The organism is Bradyrhizobium sp. CCBAU 53421 (assembly GCF_015291625.1).
In the GTDB taxonomy this organism is placed as follows: domain Bacteria; phylum Pseudomonadota; class Alphaproteobacteria; order Rhizobiales; family Xanthobacteraceae; genus Bradyrhizobium.
In genome coordinates, this window is record NZ_CP030047.1 from 8002397 (window position 1) to 8025728 (window position 23332).

Below are 23332 nucleotides of genomic sequence, written 5' to 3' on the forward strand. Positions count from 1 at the left end.
CGGGAGGTTCTCGACATGAGACGAATTTTTGCGGCTGTGACAGCGGCGATGATTTTCGCGACTCTGTCGATCTCCGCACGAGCTGCGCCCTGCCTTGTTGTGACACTGACGGGCACCCAAGGTGGGCCAACAGTGTTCAACGGTCAGGCCGGTGCTGGAACATTGGTGAGCTATGGTGATGACAGTAACGCCTGCGCAGCCGTCAGGCTCCAATTCGATGCCGGTCGTGGCACGAGCATGCGGCTTTCGCAGATCAACGTGACCCCCGTTCAACTCAGTGCAATCTTCCTCACGCATATCCATGGTGACCACACCGAAGGATTGCCCGACGTGCTGGCTTTGCGCTGGTACCTCAAGGGCCCAAAGGTCGACGTCGTATGCAGCGCAGACACAGCCACGCGGTCCGGGTCAATCAACAGTTGCCGAAACTATGTCACCCATATTGCCGATGCATTTATTGGGTCCGGTGAGGTCGCCGAGCGGCTGTCCGAGGATCGCGAGCGCCTTGCGGGCGGACCCGCGGAATTGGCTAATGTGCTGACCTTCGAGCCGAAGGAGGAGCCCCAACTCGTTTGGACGTCCGGCGACGTAAAAGTTAGTGCCATCCGTTCAACGCACATCGCGGGGCACGCGTCCTACCGCGTAGATACACCGGCTGGCAGTGTCGTTATCGGCGGCGACGCCAGCAACGACACGCCGGCTCCGCCCCGATCCCACTCCACGTCAGATCAGGTCGAACGGTTGGCGCAGGGAACCGATGTCATCGTACATTCGGCGATACATCCAGTACTGGGTCCTGACCGGGGCAGCGGCTTTCCCGGGCCGATTTTCTATCGGCAGAGCCTAGCCACCGACCTTGGCGCAATGGCAAAACGAGTGGGCGCGAAGTACTTGATGTTGACTCACCTTGCTCCCTCGCTCGGTACTGCCCGGCACAACCGCTGGCCTGTGCCGGGCGGCCCTCTCTCGGACGCAGATTACCGCAGGGCCGTTGAAGAAAGCGGCTATACGGGGAAGACCATCGCGGGCACTGACCTGACCACACTTCGGTTACCGCTGCAGTGAATCTCTTAAACCGATGTCCAGCGATCTACTTGATGTCCCCTGTTGGCCCATCGCTGCCGCCTGCCGAGGAAACGTCGGCTGTCAGAGGTAGGCCGGACCTAATTTAAACCGAACCAAACCGTCGCGATTGACCCAAAACCGACATGCGGTGGTCACCCCATCGCCGCCTCGTCAACACCTCACGCTCATGTGTCCAGAGAAGCCCTGCATTCCAATTGAATTACAGTCGTAATGTGATATTACGATCGTAATTACATTCCGGTCGATGTTTGACGGCGTCGAATGCTGCAAACAGCTCTTTACGAGGACTTCATGAACGACACCACCGCCACTCCAAGCCAAGAAGTCATGGATCTCCCCTCGCTGGGGCTCGCAGCCGCTGCAGCCGCCATTCGTAAGGGCGAGATCACGTCGGAGGCCTACACTTCGGCACTTCTACTTCGCGCCCGAACGCTTGCGGAACTTAACGCCTTCATCACAATCGATGAGGCCGCCGTGTTGACGGCTGCGAGAGACGCAGACAAAGCACGTGCGGCCGGATCGACAGTTCCGCTACTCGGCGTGCCGCTCGGGGTGAAAGATAGTTATTTGACAGAAGGACTACCGACGAGCCTCGGACTGGATTGCCTCGCTCACTTCGTGCCGCACGAGGATGCCGACGCCGTCCGTGCCATCAAGGATGCGGGCGCGTTCGTTTTCGGCAAGAATAACCTAGTCGAGATGTCCTATGGCTTGACCGGTCACAACGCACGTTACGGCCAGGTCAAGAACCCGCACGCACGAGGTCGCGTGTCGGGCGGCTCCTCGAGCGGCTCCGCCGCATCGGTGGCCGCCGGCCTCGTTCCGGCGTCGCTGGGCGGTGACACCGTTGGCTCGATCCGGGTACCCGCATCGTTCTGTGGCGTCGTGGGGTTCAAGCCAACCACCGGACGGTGGCCGCGCAACGGCGTTGCTCCGATCTCTCACACGCTCGACACCACGGGCGCATTCGCTCGAAGCGTCGAGGACTGCGTGTTGCTGGATCACGTTGTGACTGGCGAACAGACTGCGGAATTTTCCGACGGCCATGATCTAAAGGGAGTCCGACTCGCCTTCGCACCTCGCCAGTTCCTGGAACTTGTGGATTCGGAAGTCGAAATCCGCTTCCTCGAAGTGGTTCGACGGCTGCAGGATGCTGGCGCCGAAATCGTCGAGGTCGACCTTGGCAATGATTTCAACGTCCTCGTCCAAACCGCGACATGGGGCATCTTCGCCCATGAGACGATGGGCGCGATTTCGGAGTTCCTTCGCCGCCACGACATTCCTACTACGTTCGAGGCCATTTACGATGGGCTCAAGCCCCAACTTCGGCAGGCGTGGGGACACATCGTGCTGCCGGGCGGCGCAGGCGCCACCTCCGTAGAGGCCTATCAGTCCGCGCTCAACGTGAGCCGGCCTGAAATCCAGCGCCGCCTCGACACGGCCTTCGTCGCTCGTGGGGCGCAGGCCATTCTGCAACCGACCACGCCGTGCACGGCGCCTTTGATCGAAGAGCAAGCGACCGTCCAAATCGCGGGGCAGGTCGTCAGCTACCTCGCTTTGGCGAACCACACCGTGTCGGCGAGCAGCGTGGGGATGCCGGGAATCAATCTACCTGTCGGCTCGTCCCGCGCTGGCCTGCCGATTGGCCTCGAGCTTGACGCCCCGCTCGGGAGCGACCTGACGCTCTTGGTCCTTGCCCGCAGGCTCGAAGGTATCCTGGGCTACAAGTCGACAGCGATCTAACGCGACCAGGCTGCGGGCAGTTTGTGGAGTTGAGCGAAGATGCGATTCGAGAAGGGTCACAAGGCGGCGACGCGACGGCACATCGTCGATGTGGCATCGAAGTGCATGCGCCGGGACGGCATCTCTGCGGCCGGCATTGCGGGGATTATGGGCGAGGCCGGCCTGACCAAAGGGGCCTTTTCTCCGCACTTCGAGTCGAAGGACGAGCTTGTTCGCGAGGCGCTGGCGAGCGCGCTGGGGGGCCAGCAGCATTGCCTTGAAGATCAGCTCAAGGGCCTCGACCTTGAAGGCGCGATCCGTCAATACCTCAACCGCGCTCACCTCAAAGACCGGGCCGACGGGTGTCCCTCCGCGGCCTTATTACCGGAAATCGCCCGCCAGCCCCTGTCTACAAGGCAAGATTACGAGAAAGCGTTGCGAAGGTACGTTGCGACTTTGGCCGCGTTGCTTCCGGGTGCAGATTCCACGGCGAACCACCGCCGTGCGACGGCGATCTTCGGGCTCATGGTCGGCACCCTGCAATTCGCGCGGGCCGTGCCCGACGCGAGAGAGGCGCAGCAGATCCTGGATGGCGGCGTTGAAGCCGCGATGCACTTGGCGCGACCCCCATCAGCCTAGTTCAGCAAGGACGGGAAGTCTCAAGATCGGACATGCCTGCGTGCCGAAATTGCCGATGTCGCCTTCTGGCCCTTCAGCGACCTCGGAAGGTGTCCGCTTTTTCGGCGCTGTTGGAGGTAGAGCGGACATCGGGCGGCCAACTCCTTAATGAGTACACGGCCTAGCTTGCCAATGGCCGATTCTGGGCTTGAGGCACCCGAGCCGACTGAAACGGAAAAATTCCGATGAAAGTCGTCTTGATACTCAATGTCGGACAGATCGCTATGGCGATCGTCCTTCTCATTGAACTGTTGAAGTGAATAAGGGCGGGCGGTCTTGGGGCCGCCCTTTTTTTTGGCATTTCTGCGCGCACTTCGTCACCTTCGCTCGCTGCGGCTCCCGCAGGAGGTTTGAAAGACGAGCACTACGCGCCGCAATCCGCACCGAGGATCAAATAAGCCGGCTCTCTGGCCGGGTCAGCGAGGCCAGCAGCCGCTGGGCCGTCGGCAACGCCGGCTGCGCCTATCGCGAAGCTGGTGGTGCTGGTGCTGCTGTTGGCCGTGCTGCTCCTGGCAATGATGATGCCGATGACGATGATCGGCGTCACGGCAACTATGGCGCGACCATCATGCCAACGAGCGGGGCTATGCCGATCATTATGGTGCCGCCGATGATCGGCGCCGGCTATGCCTCGTTCTTGTCGAGCCTTACCGCTAGGCCCGCGCAGCGGCGTCTTTCTTAACAAAAAGCGGCGCCGCGCTGTTTACCACTTCTTTGGGGAGCATCCTTAGCTGCTCTGCGTCGAACGGCAGGTAAGTGAGATAGTTCGCGACGAGAGCACCCACGGCTTCCGCCTGTGCTGCATCTCGTTGGCGCTTGAGCGGCTCCCTGTCCGAACGTCGGGACAACCAAAGCTTATGGGCAGCCCAAACCCGCGGATCTGGGGCGACGATGCGCACCGGTTCGCCCTTTTCGTCGATCGCGACCGCCTCGAAAGCTGGAGAATTCTGCAGCCAATGGAGCCCTTCGATTTGAACGGCAGTCAGGTCTTCGGGGTCCGAGCCGACCTTGTCGGGAACCTTCTTCCAAGGAGGGCTCCGCATGGGCTTGATCAGATCGACGAGATAGCCGTCGCGGTTCACAGCTCGAAACGTCTGCTTAGTGCGTTCGAAGCTGGTGTCGACGCGTTGAAGTATCTTCAAGAGCGAAGATTCGGAGACGTCGTCGTCGGCTACGAAGGTAAGCCCGCCCCGCGCGTCAAACAGAAGGTCGATATCTTCCGTCGTGGCCAGGCCCGGATCGACTCTGACGCCGGAAGAGGCTTCATAAGCGTAGATCGCGTTTGTTCCAAGAATCCGAATGCCGGAGCCCAACATCCCGAAGCCGTCGAGAGCTCGTATGATCCGAGCTCCGATCAGGGGTACGCGACCCAAGCCAAGTGCACGATTGATCGCAGATTGTCGCTCCATCGTGTCACGCAGATTCTTCAAACGATCTTCAGCCGCAGCGCGCTTAGCCTCGAAGTCGGCCTTCATCTTTTCGGTTTCGGGAGACCGCGCCCCGAGCGAGCTTTGCTTTCGCAGGCCGGCTTTGTCATAGTAGCTTCGGGCGAGATATTCGTGGCCTTTGGACTTCACCCAGGTCACTGAACCGCGATGCGCGTCATACGCCTCCTTGGCGGCCCGCAGCGCTTGGAAGCGCTGCTGGCTGTTGACTACCTCGCGGCGCTGATCATTGTTAAGCTCTTGAAATTCCATGGTTTCAACACTTATGGCTGATTTAGGTCCAAACTGTTTGAACCGTATTTATCATTAAAAATCAACGGTTTCAACAGTTACGTTGGAAATAATACCAAATTGTTGAAACAGGGAACTGCAGCAGGAGCGCGATCCTCGTTACCCACGACATCGGCGAAGCCATCGCCATTGCCGATCGCGTGCTGGTGCTGAGCGCCCGCCCGGCGACGGTCCAGTCAATGCCTGTGATCGACCTGCGGCGCGCCAACGGTGTCCCCGCAGGCCTGCGCACCGAGCCGAAGTTCCAGGAGTATTTTGCGAAGATCTGGGGCGATCCGGAAAAGCCCGGCGGCTTGCGGTAGGCCGATTGCCCGCGATTACAGGGGCATGATGCGACGAAGTTATGCAAAGGCTTCGAGCTTTTCGAACACCGTGCCGACAAGCACCACCAGTGCCGCGCCGATTGCCAAGTTCATGGCAAAAGGACCGAAAGCGGCGCGTGACGAAGCGTATGTCCGAGCTTTCGGCGCAGCTCGCGCGCCGTCAGGCGGGCCGGCGACCGAACAGGCCGCCGAGCGCATGGCGCTGCGTCGGCGGCGCCGGTTTCGACATTGCCGAACACGGCGGTGTCGGCATCGTCGGCCGACGGCGATCCGGCAGCGCTCCGGCAAGGTTAACAAGACAGGTGCTCTGGTTAGCCCGGCCGCCTTTTTGAGGCGCTCGGCAAGCCGTGAATATTTTTCACAAAAAATGCTCTGTTGAATTGTTTTTCATACGATAGGATAGAAATTCAGCCATGAGGCGAACTTTGGGAAGAAAATTCACGCATGGAGAACATTTTTCATAGGATTTTCGAGTGAGCATACAGTTTTCAGGCCCGGCGAACGTTTTTCACGACCGGAGGCTCCCCGCAATGGGCGCCCCCGCCGGTTACGCTGCCCTCATCAATGCTTATAAGCTGACTGTTCCGGTTTCCCCGTGCCCTTTCGGCGATTGGCGCCAAGCACCGCATCATTGAGCGAGGCGGCTGGCGCATCTTTACCCCGCGCCATGCTCCCGAGGCCTCCCTTGAAGGGCACCTGACTTTTGCCCTCAAGAACGAGGGACTGGACCTTGCCGTTCTGAAGCGGCTGTTCCTCGCCGTTAAGGAAGAAGAAATCGCCGAACTCGTCTGCCAGAAGCCTACCGGCCTCTATACTCGCCGCATCTGGTTTTTGTACGAGTGGCTGCTTGGCCGTGAGCTCAAGCTGCCTGCCGCAGACAAGGTTTCATATGTGGATGCCGTCGACACCGAACTTCAGTTCGGAGGAAGCGGGGAGAATTCGGCTCGGCATCGCGTCCGCAACAACCCTCCCGGCACGCCAGAATTTTGTCCGCTCGTCTTTAAGACTCCTGCGCTGAACGAGTTCATCGCTCAGGACTGGAAGGAGCGAGCACGCGCGGTCGTCAGCGAAGTTCTGAAAGACTTGCTCGCGCGCACGGCCGCGTTTCTGCTGCTGAAGGATTCAAAGTCCAGCTACGTGATCGAAGGCGAAAGGCCTCCCCAGGATCGTATCCAGCGATGGGGCCGTGCCATCGGCGAGGCAGGCCGAGCGCCGCTCGACGAGCAGGAATTTCTTCGTCTGCAGGGCATCGTGATCGGCGACGAGCGTTTCGTGAGGCTCGGCTTTCGCAAGGAGGGCGGCTTCGTCGGCGAGCATGACCGCGAAACGCAGCGGTCTATTCCGAACCATATCAGCGCGCGCCACGAGGATATTGCTTCCCTTATGGCGGGGCTGATCGCCTTCGACCATAGCGCGGCGAAACGATTGAGACGTCCGCTTCTATCACGCGCCTTGATCGCAAGCGCTTCAGCCGGCGCTGCACTCCGGATGCAGACAAGCCGATCTTCTCGCCGAGCGCTTCACTGCTCAGCCGATTGTTGTGTTGCACAAGATCAAGAAGACGAGCATCGAATATGTCGAGTGTCATGGCTCCGCTGCCGTCAATGGAGTGCGGTCGCTTTCGGTCCTGTCGCACCGGGTCCTTGTGCACTATATCTTCCGGCCTCCTCAGCTATGCAAACTTCAGCTTCAGCGTTAGTCTTCGCCATTGCGAGCACTTGTCGCGGAATTCATTTCTGTGGTTGCCCACGAGAAGCTACGCGCCAAAGTTGGCCGAGATTGCTTCAGCGCCATTGCTTCTCCTCGCTGATCCACCAGGATCCGGGCAGTACCCCCGGCTTCACGAACGCGTCCATGCCCACAGCAAGCGCAGACGAAGAAAACAGGTTCAAGTTGCGATTCCGGATTGACCGTCCGGCTTGACCGATGCCAGAGAACCAACCGGCCAGAACGCCTCGCCACTGGGCGAGAACAAATCGGAGAGGTGGGCGACATCGTCTCGGAATCGGCGGGCGACTTCATATCGGTACGCCTGGGCGACTTCGTCGGAATCCGCAACGGGGTAACTGCCCGCCAAGGTATAGCGGCCTGGATCACCATCATGCTTTAATCCTTGGCGATGGCAGACGCATCGGGAAAATTTGCCGAGCCCGCACACTGATGACCGGGTTCAGGCCCAGCGGGTCGGATATTATCTACTTCCCGTGGACGTAGAGAACGCGTTGCTTGTCAGTGATCTGTCGATTTCCTGGAGCCAGCGATCGAAGTTATTCAACTATACCTTGTGGCCCACATACGCGTTGCGGCTGATTTTTCAGCAGGCTTACAACGTAGGATCTGCCATAATACAGGAACAAATCTTCCACCCTCGAAGACTCGAACAATCGCTCCGCGAAGCGATTGCTCGCGAGCACGATTCGGCCTGTGCCTGATCAGCTGATTCTGATGTCGTTATTTGGCGTGGGAGGGCGAGGAGGCTGCGCTGCAGCGAGATCCCAGAGCATATAGGTCGCAGCTTCGCCGTAGCACGCTAACTTTGCGCGCAATTCCGCATCCGTCGTGACGGACCGAAAGCCGAACTGTTCCCATAGCGGCCGCGTGGCATAGACCGAGACCAACGCTAGAACTGCCCCCGACGAGCGTGCGAGTTGATCGAGAGTCCGGATATAGGCGGCTGCTACACCACCGCGGGCGAAGGGCAACACGGCAACGTCGTGCACGTAGAGGCAGTCCGCATCGTCGGGCAAGCTTGCTAGGAAGCAATCGAGCGGCGGAATCTGATACTGCTTCCAGGGGTGGGCAAGGCCGTAGCCGACTATCCCTTCATCCCCGACGAGCACGCGGCAGCCGTCGGGACAAAGCCGCATCTTCTCCGCAAACACGTCAGGCCGCTCAAAAAGATCGGGATGGATGCGCTCTGCGATCGCGATGATCGCAGCAGTGTCGGTCGTGCTGGCCGGACGCCAATGAGGCTTGCTCACGTCCATCCTCATCCCCTCTCATTCGTCCAATCGATTCGGTCGCTACCATGGGCGCAGCGAAGAATATCGCTGCCATCGTCGCAGGACAACACGCCGCTCGACTCCCGAATCGTGATCCGGCCCAGATACCGTTTCCCGCTCGCGTTACGGCGGGAGTCGTTGACTCGTCCGGAAAGACTACAAGTATGAAGCGCAGTACGGACGGAAGTGGCGGCAATTGATCAAGTACGAAACGCTTGAGCATACTTGAGGAAAAGGATCTCTCGGCTTTGCTCCTCCCGGCCAGAAGAAAGACAATGGATTTCTCTCGTTCGGCGAGTCCCTTCCCGGTCATGTCGCGCCGCGTCAAGTCTTGGAAGTAGATCGGCTTAAGCGATGGGCAACGCTGTCTCGATGAAGCGTTCGATTTTTCTAAGTAAGCTCTGGTGTTGCGCCGTGCCTTCTTGTCGGGTTTGGGTTGGCTCAGAAGAACCTGTCTGCCGCGCTCTTCCCACCCGGATCGCCGCTATCGTCCTGGGCGACAAAATTCTCGACAGTCTATTGCCCGGTCATGCTGCAAAGGAATTCTTCCAAGCCCCGTCAGCTTATCGACAGCTAAGCCTCATAACGTCACATGCCTATCCACACTGACCGGTCCCGCTGATCTCTCCTCTGGCGAGCGATAATGGAATGGATCCTTAAACAATATCAAGCGAGGGAACGTCTCGAATTCCGTACGGACGTCCTGTATCGAGCTGCAACTGCTCGGCTCGTGGATCAGGTGGCATGTTTGGCGGTCGCAACCGGGGCCTTGATGGCTTGCATATAGTTCGTCCGTTATTGTCCATCCGCGGTGACAAGTATCGGCTCGAAAAGCACCGATCCGGCGCATCTCCCCGATTTGGCGTAAGAGGCGGTTAATGGACACAGGGCAGGCCCAGCGCACCACCATTGCTCCCGAACCTTCCGAGCGGGCCCATCGGCAGGGTTGCCTGTGCGGTCTCACCCGGGCCGCAACGGAGTGGGTCGGAGCATTGACCAGAGCACGGGTCCCCGCCGCCGATCCAACAAACCTTGAGGATCCCGCCGCCAGGGAGCCGTCGATGGACCAGCTCCTGGAGGGCTGGGCTGCCGAAGAGGGGCAGGGCGAACACGAAGACCGGCAAGAGGCCGTCGGACGAACGAGAGCTTTGCGGGACGCGGCGGCCAACGAGGATGTGGCGCAGTGGCTGGAGCTTTCATCGCTGTCCTTGACCAGCTTGTCCGCCGCGCTCCCACCCAGGCTCCAGCGCCTGACTGTCAACGACAATCAGCTCACCAGCTTGCCGGCTGCCCTTCCCGCCGAACTTTTGCGACTCTCCGCCATCAGCAACCGGCTAACTGGCCTACCCACTGCCCTTCCGATCGGGCTCCAACGTCTAAACGTCGACCACAATCAGCTGGACAATCTGCCCAATACTCTTCCGGCAACGCTTCGGGAGCTCGACGCCAGCGGCAACCGGCTGACCAGCCTGCCCGACCTTCCGGCCGGGCTTCAGCGCCTGAGCGTCGATGACAATCAGCTGGACAGTCTGCCCGATAACCTTCCGGCAACGCTTCAGGTGCTCAACGTCCGCGGCAACCGGCTGGCCAGTTTGCCCGAGACACTCCCGGCTGGAATCCGCCAGTTCGACGCCGGCCGCAATCGGCTGACCGCACTGCCCGAAACCCTCCCAAGTGAGCTCAGTTGGCTTAGCATTAGCGGTAACGAGCTGACGAGTTTGCCCAACACCCTCCCGCCTTCGCTCCTGACTCTCTTCGCCGACCACAACGAGCTGAGCAGCTTGCCTGAGACCCTGCTGACGCAACTCAGCGCTCAATGCACTATCGATCTGGACGAGAATCCGCTTCCCGAGCGGGTGCGGACCAATCTAGCGGCAGCCCTCAATGCTGCGGACTATGTCGGCCCGCAAGTCTTCTTCTCGATGGGCGAAGGAGCGGAGAACGGTCAGGCCCGGCCCCTGGGCGAGGCAGTCGCGAGCTGGCTCGAGCACGAGCCGGCAATTGTAGCCGCCTGGCAGGGCTTCGCCGACGAGCCGGGTGCCCAGCAATACTCACGCTTCCTCGACAGGCTGCGGGATACCGTGAGCTATAACAATGACGCGTTCCGGGAGACGGTGGCGGAGGATCTTCGGCAAACCGCGACCAGGCCGCGATTGCGCGAGCAGTACTTTCAGCTGGCCATCGGAGCGAGTGCGAGCTGCGAGGATCGGATCACTTTGACCTGGAACGACATGCAAACCGCACGCCTGAACGCTGATGTGGAGGACGGGGCCTATGACGAGCGGCTCGACGAGCTCCTGCAGCAGGGCCGCGTCATGTTTCGCCAGGACGCATTAGAGCAGATTGCGCGCGACAAGGTCAGCTCGCTTCGCTTTGTCGACGAAATCGAGGTCTACCTCGCCTATCAAGTCAAGCTGCGCGATGTGCTGCAGCTGCAGCACATCGCTCCGAACATGCGCTTTTTCGCTGTCTCCCACGTCACCGAGCACGACATTGCCGCAGCCGAGACGTCGGTGCGAAACCAGGAAGCGACGGGATTCGCCGACTATCTGGCGACGCGCTGGCAACCCTGGGAGACGGTGGTGAGCCGCATCGCGCCTCAGGCCTATAAAGCAATGCAGGAGCGGCTCTTCGCTGCGATGGGCGACGAGTTCAACAGCCGCCTGGCGCAACGGCTTGCCGAGCATGGTCTGACCGGCGACGCCGATGCCGAGCGGATGTTGGGTGCCCAGATCAACAAGGAAATCGCCCGCGAGATCAAGGGCGCGTTGATGCATCACGTGCTCGCAGACCGTGGCCTCACGCTATGAAGGGTGCCCTTCAATCAAGCGACATTAGCGGTCTTGGACCCAGCTCTCCTCTTTGGTCCTCTGGAACCTTAGTCGACCGTGGCGCGCGCTCGTACCATCGAGCAAGAGGCCTCATCCAGACCTTCGACGACGCTCAATGCGCAGTCAAGACTCAGATCAGCCCTTGCGGGCGAGCTCGTGGCGAGCCCGACCGGGCTCCTTTCAACGAGAGGTAAGAATGGGCGGTTGCATTTCACGACTGAGCGCACGGCGCGAGACTTCTCAGGATGATGGACAGACCCAGGAAGCGGATTTTGCCGTTCAGCTGGATTCCGTGCGATCGGCCTCGCCTCGATCCATTGATGAACCGGAGCATGCGGCCGGCCCCTCTCGTGAGGCCGATCTCGGAACTACGTCGCAACCTATTCGGCCAGCCCGCATTGACGAAAAGCTCCAACTGCTTGAGCAAACACTCGAGCGCGCCAGCGAAGAGGGAGTTTCGTCCGGTCTAGTCGACTACGGTCAGCAAGTCGCTCGCAATCTGGCTGCCAACATCCAGACCGACGAGAAACTGCTCTCTCTCGATGTCGACAATATTGATCGCCTAGCGGACAGCTACAACGAGCGCTACCCGGACCTTAATCTCAGATATATGGGTTCACCTGCTAATTTTCTCGAAGCGTTGACAGACCGATCATCGACTGGTGGCTGGCGTGCCATCGTACGGCTGGCAGATGGCGAGGCGCACCACTTTGCTGCGGATATTCGAACCCGGGCCGGGGCGGCTCCGACGGTCATCGTGATGGAGCCGGCCGACCTTTACACCTTTATCGCTCCATACTCCCGACTGCGAGGGGAGACACTACAACAGCTAGGGCCGGAGCCGAAGTGGGCCTTTATCGGGGTTGGTGTGCAGAAATCTGCAAGCGACTGCGTGATGTTCAGCATGCAATGTGCACTGGCGGCACGCCAAAATTCATCAACCTTCGATGACTGGCACAACAATCTTCGTCGGCACGGAACGATCGCCGATGAGCGGGATATTTCAAGCGACTACATGGCTTCACCCGACGCCATATTGGAATTTGCTCAAATAAACCTGTTCCATGGGGAAAAGGTCCTTCCGGCGCTGTTTTACAAGCACGCCCACTCGACCAGAGTCATCGAGGAAGCTGCAGGCAACCGGGCTGGTTTCAGAGACGAAGATGTGAGCACCAGCAGTCGCGCCCCCAAAACGGAGTCGTTGGCCGAAAGACGCGAAGCTTTTGCTGTCCAGCGCGGAACGCTGAAGTACAGCGCATCTATCGAGACGTCGAGGGCGACCAAGATCCGCAGAGCATTGGACGGCATGCTATCTGACTAGGATTAACCAACATTCACGAGTCCCGCAGATATGCCTGAATCAATGCGTTTCCGGACCCTTTTGATTCGAAGCGTGCTGTCGGCCTGAAGCGCTATGCGCGAAGCGAGACGCAATAAGCTCGCAATGCACCATGCTTCCAGCCAAGGTGGGTGATCCCGGCCGCAGCGGTGTCGGCGTCGCCCATGAGGTTTTTTGCGGGCTGTCCGGTTCGGCTTACTGTGCAGCCCCACGGCAATGACAAGCGGAAGAAGGCAACGCGCGTTTCACCGGCCTAGGCCGGTGTTTGCGAGCAAGTGTTGCCCGAACTGATTAAGGATCACAACCAATTGGCCAATAGCACTCTGGTTAGTGTATCAGCACAAACGAAAGGCTCCCGCATCTGTATCGCAATTAAAGGATCGCCAAGGTCGCAGGTGGTGATCGTCGCCGATCCCAGAAAGTCACGGACGCTCAGAATCCTACGGCACTCGGCCGCTGACCTCCTCGTTCATCACACGCCCGACCGAGCCGATCTTCCGGTTGTCGGCGCGCCCGCGACCCTTCGCTTGTGATCAGCATCCCTTTTTCACGCTTTTCCGTTTCAATCGCTAATCCGCCGTGTCCTTAGACAGATGCGGGTTAGCGGAGCACGTCAGTTTCGTAAGCTTCTGAAGGCCGGACCCCGCTCAACGTTGCCTCTCCTGCCGCCAGCTTTTTTGAAGCATTGCGTTGGGCATGATACCGATATGAAACGGCAGCTTGCAGCGTCTCGTTTGCGGCCACCATGATCCGTCACATCGTCTTCTTCACAGCCAAGGATCAGGCCGGTATCGACCAGATCGTCGACGGTCTGTCAGTTCTCACCTCAATCCGGCATGCACGCCGGCTCGAGATTGCAATCGCAAGAGCGATCGGTTCGGCAATGAGATCGACGTCGTGGTGTAGGGTGAGTTCGACAGCGAGATGGATCTCGCTGCGTACAAAACGCACGATTTGTATCAAGAAGCGATCCGGCGCGGCCGGCCGCTCCGGGAACTGCGGTTTGCCGTAAACTACGAGCTGTCAGCAGATGTATATTTCGCTGTAATGTCAGGGTTGAACCAAGTCACTCGACGCCCCAGAAGAGCTGAGCACGGCTAAACTAGATGATGATCAGCCTCAAGGCTTTGCACGTGTCGGATGGAAATTACGCTTGTTCGCGACGGGATAACGATCAGACCCGGCTTCACAGCCTGCCGGTCGTTGGTAACCAATAGCCCTATGCACGCCCCCGAGCTGCAGTGGATTGAGCCGTTCGAGGCGCTGCGATGCTTCGCGCAACAGCCATAGATGACATTTCTCGATAGCGCGGCAGACCATGGGCTGCTTGGGCCTTACTCGTATCTGGCCTGCGACCCCTTCAGCACGTATTTGATCGCCGATGGACAGCCCAATTGGAATGGGGAGGCCCTTGCGGGCGATCCATGGGCCGTCCTGCGTGCCCTTCTCGCCAGATTCCGGGAAGCGCATCGCCCCGATCTCTCGCCGTTCCAGGTCGGCGCTGCGGGGAGTACAAGCATCTGAATGGGTCTTCCAACGGCCTTCGGCGAAACGATCGAGATATCGGCCTCGATGATGCCTTCCGAGCGCATTCTCTTCAACCGGCGTTGACACGCGGTCGCAGAAAGCTCCGCTATTTCGCCGATCACCTCGGAAGTCAGACGGTTGTTCTTCTACAACATTTCGAGGATGCGAGCGTCTATCCGATCGTATCGCATCGCATAATAGCTCCAACCTTGAGGCGACGCTCACCGCCAGAGGCGAAGAGAATTGTCCGACGGTATGACGACATGGAATATTCACTAGGTGCCGGCTCCGGTCTTCTTTACTCGCCTGACCCTTTCGTGCATCCGAGCGCCAATCACGGGAAGGCGGCGGCGGCCGCTTAAGCATGCTCGATGCCCTGAGCGGACCACACACCTTTGTATCTTTGACGGTTACAGATGTCGGCAACACTTCAAAGCGGTTGTCGGCCGTTCACGGCCGCGTCGCATCCTGCCAATGCGCTTTCCGAAAGAACTGACGTGCGTTGCCGCGCATGATCCGGTCAATCAGGTCACGGGTGTCCTCAAGCGCGATCCAGCCTTCGGCGACCAATTGCGAGAGAGCCAGTGTGATTCCACGGCGCGCTACACACGCATGGCCATAAATGGGCTCGACAGCGACATAGTCACCGCCGAAGGTGAAGATCTTGTTGGACGGAACCGCCATCAAGAACTCCTTCAAAAAGCGAACGCCCGCCACTGGATTGATAATCCATGCCCAGCACATGTCGATCGCAGCGTTGGGATAATGCTTGGCCAGCGCGATAAACTCATGCTCGTATGGATAGCCGATATGCATCAGTACGAATTTGGTTTCGGGAAAATCCTGGAGCAGACGGCAGACGTCTGCGGCATTGCTTCGGGTACGGGCGAGTTGCATCACCCCGTAGCCAGCCAAAACGCCGGTGTGCAGTTTGACCGGCAAGCCGTACTCGCCAGCCTTGCCGACGCAATAGCGGAATAGATAGTCTTGCAGCGTTTTGAGGTCCTCAGGACCGAGGGCGTGCAATGCGCCAACTTTGTCCGCCTGGTGAGGAAATAGCCTAGCCGCATACGCCTCGGTGACCGGCTCAAAATTCAGAGCACGCGAATAGGCGATTTGCGATTTTACAGCGACCGCCTTGCCTCCGTATGTTGCGAAATAATAGTCGATAACCTCAAGCCATTCATCGAGCGTCGTCGGGCGTCTGCCTGTCTCGGCTTCCACCCACGCAAAGTCAGCCGCGCTACACCGGCACAGTTGAAGGATACTTATGTCGTGGTCGAGCAAGCCTGGCTGCTCGGTCTCCATAAAGATGCGCTGCAGCGAATTGACATGGCAGCCCCTAATATTCGCCAGGCCGAGAATTCGTCCGTAAAAGCCAGGCTGAATGGTTTCACGGTATTTCTCAGCTATGCGGGGCAGGCTCTCGGCGGTCAGGTCCTCTTCACCGTAAACACCGCGAAACGTATGGCGCAGCGCTTGCGCGTAGCCGGTATGGCGGATGCGCTCCCAATAAGGGGCAATCAACCGATATTTTTCCTGGCTTGTGAGATCAGGCCCGAGAAACCTTCTCAGGTCAGCTGCCGGCAGTCCGGCAACCACCAGGTCCTCGGCAGCATAAGACCTGAACAGATAGGCCCAGTCGTTGCATGGCAATGTTCGTGGCTGGATCGCTCCGGAAAGGCGCTGACTTTCCTCGATCAGATGCTCATGGGTATCCACAAACGGCGTCTCCTCGACCCATTGTGCGATCTGTCGATCGTAGTCCGTCATTGCTTCCCAACCGATCGCCACTTTGCTCATCTTGGGCTCCTTTCAGGTAAGACCGTCGCTTGCGCTCCCACGCGTCGTCGCAGCAAGTGTTGGAACATACCGCATGTCTGGTTTCCGCCAGCAGCACCTTCAGGACGACGACGAGCAACATCAATTGTTGACAACATCACTGGGATGAGCAACGCGCTCTCTGAGAGCGTCCGTCATCGGGAAGCCGAGATTGATGTTCTTCGGCGGGATCGCCGCCATGAACCATTTGTCGTAGATTCTGGTGAATTCGCCGGAAGCCATCAGCTTCGAGAGAACGTCGTCGACCACCTTCTTGAACTCGGGATCATCCTTCGAGAACATCAGGCCGTAATAGTAGATTGTACCGTAGTTGGCTTTTAGGAAGGTGAGATCAGCGGGTTTGGAGTAGTCCGCCCTCATACCGGCCAAGAGAATGTCGGCTTCGACCCACGCAGCTGCACGACCGGTGCTCAGTAACAGCAATGACTCCGCATGGTCCTTGGCTTGCGCGATGGTAAGGTTGAGATCGTCGTCCTGCGAAATGCCTTTGGCAATGCCGATAGCATCGGAGCCCTGTGTTACGACAATAGTCTTTCCCTTCAGGTCCTTCGGTGTCTTGAGCCCGCTCGACACCTTTGTAAGCCAAGCCGTTTGGCTCGCGAAGGTCGAAACGCTGAACGAGACCTGTTCCAGACGCTGCTTGCTGCTGGCAGTGCCGCCGCACTCGAGATCGATCGTGCCGTTCTGGATCAGCGGGATACGGTTGGACGAGTTGACCGGCGTGAGCTTGACCTGAAGATCTGGGGCGCCGAGATCGGCTTTCAGACGATCGACGACGTGCGCGCACAGGTCCAGGGAAAACCCGACGGGCTTCTGGTCAGCACCGAGATAGGAAAAGGGAATCGAGGTTTCGCGATAGCCGATGGTGATTGCTTTTTTTGACCTGATGTTGTCGAGCGTTGGCCCCGCAAGAGCCGCGGAGATCGAGAACACCGCGATCGCAATCGCGGAAGGCAGTGCAGGCATTCTAGACATGTAACCCCTCTGTTCTAGCGAGACGCGCCTTTGCGTCTTATTGGTTGAGCCGATGAGGATCGCGCAGGGCGCGACCTCAGTGAATAATCTGGTTGAGGAAGACCTTGGCTCGCTCCGTGTTCGGTGCGCCGAAGAAAGTTCCGGGATCCCCCTCTTCCACGATTGTGCCGCGATCCATGAAGACCACACGATCCGCAACTTCGCGCGCAAAACCCATTTCGTGCGTGACACAGACCATCGTCATCCCCTCCCGCGCGAGCTCAACCATGGTTTCGAGCACCTCCTTGACCATTTCCGGGTCCAGGGCAGACGTCGGCTCGTCAAAAAGCATGATCTTGGGTTGCATGCACAGGGCGCGAGCTATGGCCACACGCTGCTGCTGACCGCCCGACAATTGCGCGGGATATTTCTTGGCCTGATCGTGAATACGGACCTTCCTGAGCAGCACCATCGCCCGGTCATGCGCCTCAGACTGGGAAAAACCCCTGACTTTCATTGGAGCCAGCATACAATTTTCGACCACCGAGAGATGAGGAAACAGGTTGAAGCTCTGAAAGACCATTCCGACTTCACAGCGAACGCTGTTGATGTCTCGAATCCGATCAGTCAGTTCAACTCCATCGATGACGATCCGGCCGGAATCCTGCTTTTCGATATGGTTGATGCAGCGGATCAGGGTCGACTTCCCCGAACCTGACGGCCCACAGAGCACGATTTTCTCTCCTTTGGCGACGGTGAAGCTGACGTCGCTCAGCGCGTTGAAGCTGCCGAACCGCTTGACGAGGTGCTCTACGATCACCATCGGAGGCTCGTCGTCTGGGCTAACTGGTCGCTCTTGCCGCATGCTGGTCTCCAGGTTGTAGAGCCTAAGTATCGACGGGCCCCATCGCATTGACTATCGGTGCGCGCCCGCGACCGCGCACCTCTTGCGCAGCGAGGCGACGCATTGAGACGCGACGGAGCTTATGATGAGATAGACAACGGCCACCGCGAGATACATCTCGACGAGCCGACCGTTAAGCTGTGCGAGCTTGGAAGCAGCACCGAGGAGATCTGTAAGCGATAGGACATAGACGAGCGACGTATCCTGAAACAGAATAATCGTCTGACTGAGTATGATCGGACTGGCGACCCGGAATACCTGCGGAAGGACGACATGACGATACGCATCGAATGCCGACAGCGCGAGAGCCTGGCAAGCCTCGAATTGCCCTTTGTTCACTGCGCGCAACCCGACGCGGATGATTTCCGAATAGTAGGCGGCCTCGAACATGCCGAACGTGATAAACGCCGTGTAGGTGGCACCGACCGGAATGGGACGACCATTGCCTGACAGGTGGCCCAGGACGATGGGCACCAAGAAGAAAAACCAGAATAAGACGAGAATGAGCGGAATCGATCGCATCAGGGCGACATAGCTACGCACGAACTGGCTCAGAATGCGGAGCTCAAAGTGCTGCACGAGGGCGAAGAGCGTTCCAAGAAACATCCCAACCAGGAACGCGGCTGCCGTCAAGGAAAGCGAGAATAGCAACCCTGACCATAGATAGGGCCACGCCTGCACGACAATCGAAAAATCGAGGCTGTTCATTTCACGACCTCCATACTCCCAGGCAGGGGGCTTTCCAGCTTCACATCGTCAAAATCCGACCCGACGGTTTCTCCGCCAGGTGCGGTACCGGGAATGCGCAACGCTTTGTCGATGAGCATCATCGTCTGGTAGGCGATCAGAGCCAAAGCAAGATAGATCAGTGTGGCGGCACCGAATGCCGTGAAGGTCTGGAACGTAGCATCGCTGATTTGGCGCGCCTGAGCGGTCAGCTCCATCAAGCCGATGGTTAGAGCAACAGATGTATTTTTGTAGATGCCCATCACCTCGCTTGTCAGGCTTGGCACGATAAGGCGAAGTGCCTGCGGCAAGATGATATGACGATACGTCTGATATCCGCTTAGGCCGAGTGCGGCAGCCGCTTCGTGTTGCCCGTTTGGCAAGGCTTCGATGCCTGCGCGAACCTGCTCCGCGATACGCGCTGCAGTGTAGAGGCCGAGGCACCACAAGGCCGGAAAGAAAGATCCCCAGGGCGGAGGTATCTGCTTTATCCAGTCTCCCGTGGTAGTTGGAAGAAGCTCGGGCAGGACGAAGTACCAGAGAAACATCTGCACGAGAATGGGGATGTTTCGAAAGATTTCCACGTACAATCGAGCCAAGGCTCGGAAGAAGGGGTTATGCACGGTTCGACCTATGCCGACGATTAGTCCGATTGCGAACGCAATCCACCAGCCAAAGAAGGCAAGCGCCAAGGTCCAACCAAGACCCGAAAGAAGCCAGTCGATGTAAAGCTGGCCATCCCCGGTCTTTTCAACAAGAACTCCGAACATCGCGAACCTCACGATTGCGACCGCACGACGACCCTGCTCCGCAAGGCCGCTCATCGTGCGCGTTGCGCCGGTACTAGTCGACCGCGTGACCTAAATGCGCGATCCTCCGCCTCAGCGTGCCGGCCGGCGGAAGGCCATCATGTTCGCGCCTGGACTAAATAGGCCATCGCTCCGAGGACTTTTTCTCGAACAGCTCCCCCACGCAGAATCCTACGCAGCCTTGAATGACTTTTTTGCCATGCGTCTGCGGATGAGATGAATTAAGCGATCCACATCGCTGATCGTGTTGAACATGCCGAACGAAATACGGATGCCGTCGCGCTCGGGCGAAACGCGCACGCCGTTCTCCTCGAAGTAGCAGAGCCATTCTGTCGCGGGTAGACCAACAACGTAGATGTGGGGCGATCGATGTTGCCGCTGATGCGGACCGATGAGACTGAGGCCGAGCTCGTCTAGCTGGGCGACCAGATGATCACCCAAATCGAAGCAATGGTTCTGAATGTTCTTCACGCCGATCTGCTCGATCATGTCGAGTGAGGCTCCGAGCGCATGAATTGCAGAAAGGTTGAAGTTGCCCAACTCGAAGCGTCGCGCGGTGGAAGACAACGCCAAACGGTCCGGACGAGCGATAAGGTTGTGAGGAATCTCCGCCAAACTGGCAGCGGCAAGATACGCGGGTTCCAGTTCCTTCAAAGTCTGGTCCCAATAGAGCAATCCGAGACCTTGAGGGACGAGCAATCCCTTGTGACTTCCGGAGCCAACAAAGGTTGCCTTGATGGCCTTCGCATCGATCGGAACGACGCCGATTGCCTGCATGACGTCGACGACGAAGTAGAGCTTTTTGTCCGCGCAAAGCGCACCGATACTCTCGATATCGAAGCGATGTCCGGCGTGGAAGGTGACGTGCGACAACGAAATCGCGCGGATCGTGTCGTCGATGTGGGGAAGGAAAGTGTCGGCGTTAACGACATCCGTCATGGGAAGGAATTCTATCCGGACGCCCTTCTTCTTCAAATTGAGGAAAGCATAGGTGTTGTTTGGATGATCCCCATGGATCATCAAGACGCTATCGCCAGCTCGCAAAGGCAACGCGTTCGCCGCGATGTTCATGCTTTCCGACGTGTTCTTGGTGAAAGCAATTTCGTCGGCCGCCACCCCGAGGAAACGGGCTACTTTGGCACGCGTTTGCTCAACCCGATCGAGCCACACGCTTTTCGGTCCGGCGGTCTCCAAGCCTTCACGAAGAAAGGTTTCGATGGCGGCCATTACGGGACGCGCGAGCGGCGCCTGAAAACCGGAGTCCAGGTAGACCATCCTTTCGGCTGCAGGGAACTCCTTGCGCACAGCTTCCACGTCGTAATGACGAGACATTCCCAATCTCCCTTTCAAATACGCCGCCCGCACCGCCAGACTAGCGGACTTGGTCGTCACCCAGACGGGACCCGCGCGATGCACAAAAACCGATCAGCGATCGATACCGCCAACGATATGAGCAAAAGCGAGGAAGCTCCAGGTAGTTTTCATATTTCAGTAGCAATAATTCCGAAAAATGATAATTTTAGCTCAAAGAGGAAGTTCGCGATGGCGAAGCAAGAAGCGAAAAAGGCTGCAGGTCCCCTCGATCGGGCGCTCGCCATAGTTGGCCATGTCGCCAATCAAACAAAGGCCGCCTCGGTCGCAGAGATCGCGAATGCCCTTTCGTTACCGGTTCCGACGGCGCATCGGCTTGTCGGAAATCTGGAAGAACGCGGCCTCCTTCAGAAAGCACTCGGATCGAAGCGCTACGTGGTAGGCAATCAGTTGGTTATGCTGTCCGCCAAAGTCATCGGCGCGGCTTTTCGCACGGCGCGGCGGCACGCTGTGCTGCGCGCAGTTGCCGGCGAGATCGGCGAACAGTGCGAGATCGGTGTCGTGCGCGACAATCTCGTCACTTACGTTGACAGCGTACGCGTGTCCCTACCGCAGGGGCTTCAATTCAATCCTGGCGAGGCAGCTCCACTTCACTGCACCTCGACCGGAAAGATCTACATGAGCCGATTACCCGAGAGAGCGCGTGAAAAGCTATGCCGCTCACTCGCTCTGACGCGGTATACTGATAACACCATCGTGGACTGTGAGGCCCTCCTGAAGCTTCTCGAGGAGACGCGCCATCACGGGTGGGCCAAGACTAATGAGGAATATGTGAAGGGCGTCGTCGGCTGCGCGGTTCCTATCGTTTCTCCGGATCGAGAGCTGATCGCCTGTCTTGGCGTGTCCGTACCCGCGGCCCGAGTAAGCTTTGCCGAGCTTGAGCGCTTCATTACTCCACTTCAAAGAGCCGCCGAGCTCCTGTCGCAAACTATCCTTCAAACGGACAGTGAGGAAGAAACGCTTGAGGATACTTGAGGAAACGGATCCCTCGGCTCCGCTCCTTCTCTCGGCTGCTTTTTTCTCCCTCGCGTCTTGCAGCCTACGGTCTTGGAATCTCGGGCAGCATGAGTGTCGGCGACGAAGGCTACCGATATCGTAGCCCACTTTATGAAGAAGATCGCCAAGTCAATTCAGTTTGATCTTGTTTCTGAAAGCCACCACCGCTTCTATGCGATCGAGCCGCCCGTTGAAGCCCCCGTCATCCACGTACTGATCTCGCTGAAATACGAGATGTGGGGGCTCGAGAACCTGAAGCGGGACGATTACGTTGGGCCAGTTGCGATCCCGTCTGTGACGCCAAAGAAGGCGGCGTCTTCGATACGGCCATTGCGGTCGCGGACTTCGGAGAACGAAGTGAAAAGATCGACACCGGCGGAGGCGACTACGATCGAATGCGCCGTGCCTACGCGAAATACCTTGAGGGTTCGAAAGCGAAATCAGCGCGATCGTCAATCTAGAGCCCAGCAGCATCAAGCTTAAGGGGTTAGCCAGAGAAGGCTTCGGAACATGGCTGGGATCTAGAACCTGGCTCATCTCGTCGATTTTGGCATCGATCTTACTGAGAACAGCGGCCGGCACGACATCCCGCTCTGGGAGCTGCCACCAATGGTCATTCACCAACGATACGACCTCCTCGACGGCCGAGATCACCGCCGGTTCGGGTAGCCGCGCACGATTGGCGAACTTTCGCCAGCGGTCCGGACAAGCGACTGTGCCGGGACCCGGGCCGAGACCATCCGTTCTGCCGGCAATGAATACGATCGCCATGCGCTGCCTCAGCAATCTGGAGCGCACTCTTACAGCACCGATGCATCACTTCCGATATCGCTCGTCGCTGACCTTCATCGCGATGAACTTGAGGCATTCGCCGACCATCATCCACAGGATCGGCGGAAGGGCGTCCCCCGGAAGCCATATCGCCATATCCACCCCAGCGAGCCGATCGCCGTAGGCGTCGAGAGACCCGACGCGCAGCGGGCTAGAGTGCTTCCGTGCTTCCAGATCGAGGTCGCAGGAAAGTACCAGCGTCAATTCGAACCCGTCAGTCTTCAGGCCGGTCTGATGCAGACGCCTTTCTCGGATCTAAAGATGGCGGAATTCATGATAGGGATCAGCGGCGCGGCGGCCGTTGCTCAGCGACAGCAAATAGCTCCATTCCCAGCCGTCGATCGTCACGATGTAGTCGACGAACTCCTCGCGCGGCTTGTGGCCTCGCTTCCTCCTCGCAGACCTCGCGGCTTCGGTTGACCAGCCATCGCAGCGTTCGCTGTCGCTCCCGAACGGCAGAGCAAGGCTATCCGGGTCGGCTTCTGTCAGGAAACGACGTTCCGTCGGCGCCTGACGCTCGATAGACGAACTCAGCCTGCGCCGGCTTCGCAATCTCGTGGCCAACCTCGCCGCCCAGGCTTTCTTGGTCACGATATCTGGATCGAAGCCAACATGGTCCATCGCGCGCAGCGCGCCGGGCCACAATAGCATGCGT

General features: G+C 58.6%; 22 protein-coding genes and 2 pseudogenes. 9 read left to right on the forward strand and 15 right to left on the reverse strand.

The window, feature by feature from the left end:
* Window positions 1-15 precede the first annotated feature (15 nt).
* The 3 genes from XH92_RS37210 to XH92_RS37220 all read left to right on the forward strand — a co-directional run bounded on the left by XH92_RS37210 (window position 16) and on the right by XH92_RS37220 (window position 3447).
* Entirely contained in the window at window positions 16-1065 is a 1050-nt protein-coding gene (locus tag XH92_RS37210) for an MBL fold metallo-hydrolase (RefSeq protein ID WP_194456504.1), read from the forward strand.
* A 312-nt stretch (window positions 1066-1377) separates the two neighbouring features.
* Window positions 1378-2829 (forward strand): amidase family protein, encoded by a 1452-nt coding sequence (locus XH92_RS37215; protein WP_194456505.1) that lies wholly within the window; start codon window positions 1378-1380, stop codon window positions 2827-2829.
* Window positions 2830-2868: 39 nt separating this feature from the next.
* Complete coding sequence (locus XH92_RS37220; protein ID WP_194456506.1) at window positions 2869-3447, forward strand: TetR/AcrR family transcriptional regulator; 579 nt, start codon at window positions 2869-2871, stop codon at window positions 3445-3447.
* A gap of 403 nt (window positions 3448-3850) precedes the next feature.
* Here the strand turns inward: XH92_RS37220 and XH92_RS37225 are convergent, their stop codons facing one another.
* Both XH92_RS37225 and XH92_RS37230 read right to left on the reverse strand, forming a co-directional pair.
* Entirely contained in the window at window positions 3851-4033 is a 183-nt protein-coding gene (locus XH92_RS37225) for a hypothetical protein (protein WP_194456507.1), read from the reverse strand.
* A 106-nt stretch (window positions 4034-4139) separates the two neighbouring features.
* Window positions 4140-5183: a nucleotidyltransferase domain-containing protein gene (locus XH92_RS37230; protein WP_194456508.1), complete on the reverse strand. Its 1044-nt coding sequence runs from the start codon at window positions 5181-5183 to the stop codon at window positions 4140-4142.
* 218 nt (window positions 5184-5401) lie between these two features.
* On the opposite strand from XH92_RS37230, the gene XH92_RS43725 reads away from it, so the two are divergent.
* Entirely contained in the window at window positions 5402-5524 is a 123-nt protein-coding gene (locus XH92_RS43725) for a hypothetical protein (RefSeq protein ID WP_256437509.1), read from the forward strand.
* 1143 nt (window positions 5525-6667) lie between these two features.
* Here XH92_RS43725 and XH92_RS44150 read toward each other — a convergent pair.
* The 3 genes and pseudogenes from XH92_RS44150 to XH92_RS37250 all read right to left on the reverse strand — a co-directional run bounded on the left by XH92_RS44150 (window position 6668) and on the right by XH92_RS37250 (window position 8526).
* Window positions 6668-6910: a hypothetical protein gene (locus XH92_RS44150; RefSeq protein WP_371817873.1), complete on the reverse strand. Its 243-nt coding sequence runs from the start codon at window positions 6908-6910 to the stop codon at window positions 6668-6670.
* Window positions 6911-6956: 46 nt separating this feature from the next.
* Window positions 6957-7133: pseudogene (locus tag XH92_RS37245) on the reverse strand (AsnC family protein); the annotation flags it as partial.
* Between the two features lie 844 nt (window positions 7134-7977).
* A complete protein-coding gene (locus XH92_RS37250) occupies window positions 7978-8526 on the reverse strand; it encodes a GNAT family N-acetyltransferase (RefSeq protein ID WP_194461610.1) in 549 nt (182 codons plus the stop codon).
* 1082 nt (window positions 8527-9608) lie between these two features.
* Between XH92_RS37250 and XH92_RS37255 the strand changes: the two genes are divergently transcribed.
* The 4 genes from XH92_RS37255 (at window position 9609) to XH92_RS37270 (ending at window position 14241) form a co-directional block, all read left to right on the forward strand.
* Window positions 9609-11357: an NEL-type E3 ubiquitin ligase domain-containing protein gene (locus XH92_RS37255; RefSeq protein WP_246787958.1), complete on the forward strand. Its 1749-nt coding sequence runs from the start codon at window positions 9609-9611 to the stop codon at window positions 11355-11357.
* Between the two features lie 217 nt (window positions 11358-11574).
* A complete protein-coding gene (locus XH92_RS43785; RefSeq protein WP_305825862.1) occupies window positions 11575-12699 on the forward strand; it encodes a YopJ family acetyltransferase in 1125 nt (374 codons plus the stop codon).
* 942 nt (window positions 12700-13641) lie between these two features.
* Window positions 13642-13818 (forward strand): hypothetical protein, encoded by a 177-nt coding sequence (locus tag XH92_RS44155; protein ID WP_371817875.1) that lies wholly within the window; start codon window positions 13642-13644, stop codon window positions 13816-13818.
* A gap of 189 nt (window positions 13819-14007) precedes the next feature.
* Window positions 14008-14241 (forward strand): hypothetical protein, encoded by a 234-nt coding sequence (locus XH92_RS37270; RefSeq protein ID WP_246787959.1) that lies wholly within the window; start codon window positions 14008-14010, stop codon window positions 14239-14241.
* On the opposite strand, the pseudogene XH92_RS37275 reads toward XH92_RS37270, so the two are convergent.
* From XH92_RS37275 to XH92_RS37305, 7 genes and pseudogenes are all read right to left on the reverse strand, one after another.
* Window positions 14226-14378, reverse strand: a pseudogene (locus tag XH92_RS37275) (winged helix-turn-helix transcriptional regulator); the annotation flags it as partial. The gene XH92_RS37270 and the pseudogene XH92_RS37275 sit on opposite strands and share 16 nt — an antisense overlap.
* 316 nt (window positions 14379-14694) lie before the next feature.
* A complete protein-coding gene (locus tag XH92_RS37280) occupies window positions 14695-16047 on the reverse strand; it encodes an amidohydrolase family protein (RefSeq protein ID WP_194456510.1) in 1353 nt (450 codons plus the stop codon).
* Window positions 16048-16167: 120 nt separating this feature from the next.
* The gene (locus tag XH92_RS37285; RefSeq protein ID WP_194456511.1) at window positions 16168-17052 is read right to left on the reverse strand and encodes an amino acid ABC transporter substrate-binding protein; all 885 of its coding nucleotides are present in this window, start codon (window positions 17050-17052) and stop codon (window positions 16168-16170) included.
* 85 nt (window positions 17053-17137) lie between these two features.
* Window positions 17138-17905 carry an amino acid ABC transporter ATP-binding protein gene (locus XH92_RS37290; protein ID WP_305825863.1) on the reverse strand — a complete coding sequence of 256 codons (768 nt, stop codon included), beginning with the start codon at window positions 17903-17905 and terminating at the stop codon, window positions 17138-17140.
* 51 nt (window positions 17906-17956) lie between these two features.
* Window positions 17957-18652 (reverse strand): amino acid ABC transporter permease, encoded by a 696-nt coding sequence (locus XH92_RS37295; protein WP_194456513.1) that lies wholly within the window; start codon window positions 18650-18652, stop codon window positions 17957-17959.
* Window positions 18649-19440: an amino acid ABC transporter permease gene (locus XH92_RS37300; RefSeq protein WP_194456514.1), complete on the reverse strand. Its 792-nt coding sequence runs from the start codon at window positions 19438-19440 to the stop codon at window positions 18649-18651. Before XH92_RS37300 ends, XH92_RS37295 begins: the two co-directional genes overlap by 4 nt.
* A gap of 210 nt (window positions 19441-19650) precedes the next feature.
* Window positions 19651-20811: an aminotransferase class V-fold PLP-dependent enzyme gene (locus tag XH92_RS37305; protein WP_194456515.1), complete on the reverse strand. Its 1161-nt coding sequence runs from the start codon at window positions 20809-20811 to the stop codon at window positions 19651-19653.
* A 210-nt stretch (window positions 20812-21021) separates the two neighbouring features.
* Here XH92_RS37305 and XH92_RS37310 point away from each other — a divergent pair, with 210 nt between their 5' ends.
* Window positions 21022-21825 (forward strand): IclR family transcriptional regulator, encoded by an 804-nt coding sequence (locus tag XH92_RS37310; RefSeq protein WP_194461611.1) that lies wholly within the window; start codon window positions 21022-21024, stop codon window positions 21823-21825.
* A 150-nt stretch (window positions 21826-21975) separates the two neighbouring features.
* Here the strand turns inward: XH92_RS37310 and XH92_RS44160 are convergent, their stop codons facing one another.
* The 3 genes from XH92_RS44160 to XH92_RS37325 are packed head-to-tail and all read right to left on the reverse strand — an operon-like array spanning window position 21976 to window position 23328.
* Window positions 21976-22617 carry a hypothetical protein gene (locus XH92_RS44160; RefSeq protein WP_194456516.1) on the reverse strand — a complete coding sequence of 214 codons (642 nt, stop codon included), beginning with the start codon at window positions 22615-22617 and terminating at the stop codon, window positions 21976-21978.
* 45 nt (window positions 22618-22662) lie between these two features.
* Window positions 22663-22881: a hypothetical protein gene (locus XH92_RS37320; protein ID WP_194456517.1), complete on the reverse strand. Its 219-nt coding sequence runs from the start codon at window positions 22879-22881 to the stop codon at window positions 22663-22665.
* 51 nt (window positions 22882-22932) lie between these two features.
* Window positions 22933-23328, reverse strand: coding sequence for a hypothetical protein (locus XH92_RS37325; RefSeq protein WP_210345518.1), 396 nt, complete (start codon window positions 23326-23328; stop codon window positions 22933-22935).
* Window positions 23329-23332: the final 4 nt, after the last annotated feature.

Bases quoted from the DNA above. Each gene is read 5' to 3' on its own strand.
- XH92_RS37210 (WP_194456504.1), top strand. From the start codon at position 16: ATGAGACGAATTTTTGCGGCTGTGACAGCGGCGATGATTTTCGCGACT.
- XH92_RS37215 (WP_194456505.1), top strand. From the start codon at position 1,378: ATGAACGACACCACCGCCACTCCAAGCCAAGAAGTCATGGATCTCCCC.
- XH92_RS37220 (WP_194456506.1), top strand. From the start codon at position 2,869: ATGCGATTCGAGAAGGGTCACAAGGCGGCGACGCGACGGCACATCGTC.
- XH92_RS37230 (WP_194456508.1), bottom strand. From the start codon at position 5,183: ATGGAATTTCAAGAGCTTAACAATGATCAGCGCCGCGAGGTAGTCAAC.
- XH92_RS43725 (WP_256437509.1), top strand. From the start codon at position 5,402: ATGCCTGTGATCGACCTGCGGCGCGCCAACGGTGTCCCCGCAGGCCTG.
- XH92_RS37255 (WP_246787958.1), top strand. From the start codon at position 9,609: ATGGACCAGCTCCTGGAGGGCTGGGCTGCCGAAGAGGGGCAGGGCGAA.
- XH92_RS43785 (WP_305825862.1), top strand. From the start codon at position 11,575: ATGGGCGGTTGCATTTCACGACTGAGCGCACGGCGCGAGACTTCTCAG.
- XH92_RS44155 (WP_371817875.1), top strand. From the start codon at position 13,642: ATGGATCTCGCTGCGTACAAAACGCACGATTTGTATCAAGAAGCGATC.
- XH92_RS37270 (WP_246787959.1), top strand. From the start codon at position 14,008: ATGACATTTCTCGATAGCGCGGCAGACCATGGGCTGCTTGGGCCTTAC.
- XH92_RS37280 (WP_194456510.1), bottom strand. From the start codon at position 16,047: ATGAGCAAAGTGGCGATCGGTTGGGAAGCAATGACGGACTACGATCGA.
- XH92_RS37285 (WP_194456511.1), bottom strand. From the start codon at position 17,052: ATGCCTGCACTGCCTTCCGCGATTGCGATCGCGGTGTTCTCGATCTCC.
- XH92_RS37290 (WP_305825863.1), bottom strand. From the start codon at position 17,905: ATGCGGCAAGAGCGACCAGTTAGCCCAGACGACGAGCCTCCGATGGTG.
- XH92_RS37295 (WP_194456513.1), bottom strand. From the start codon at position 18,652: ATGAACAGCCTCGATTTTTCGATTGTCGTGCAGGCGTGGCCCTATCTA.
- XH92_RS37300 (WP_194456514.1), bottom strand. From the start codon at position 19,440: ATGTTCGGAGTTCTTGTTGAAAAGACCGGGGATGGCCAGCTTTACATC.
- XH92_RS37305 (WP_194456515.1), bottom strand. From the start codon at position 20,811: ATGTCTCGTCATTACGACGTGGAAGCTGTGCGCAAGGAGTTCCCTGCA.
- XH92_RS37310 (WP_194461611.1), top strand. From the start codon at position 21,022: ATGGCGAAGCAAGAAGCGAAAAAGGCTGCAGGTCCCCTCGATCGGGCG.
- XH92_RS44160 (WP_194456516.1), bottom strand. From the start codon at position 22,617: ATGGCGATCGTATTCATTGCCGGCAGAACGGATGGTCTCGGCCCGGGT.
- XH92_RS37325 (WP_210345518.1), bottom strand. From the start codon at position 23,328: ATGCTATTGTGGCCCGGCGCGCTGCGCGCGATGGACCATGTTGGCTTC.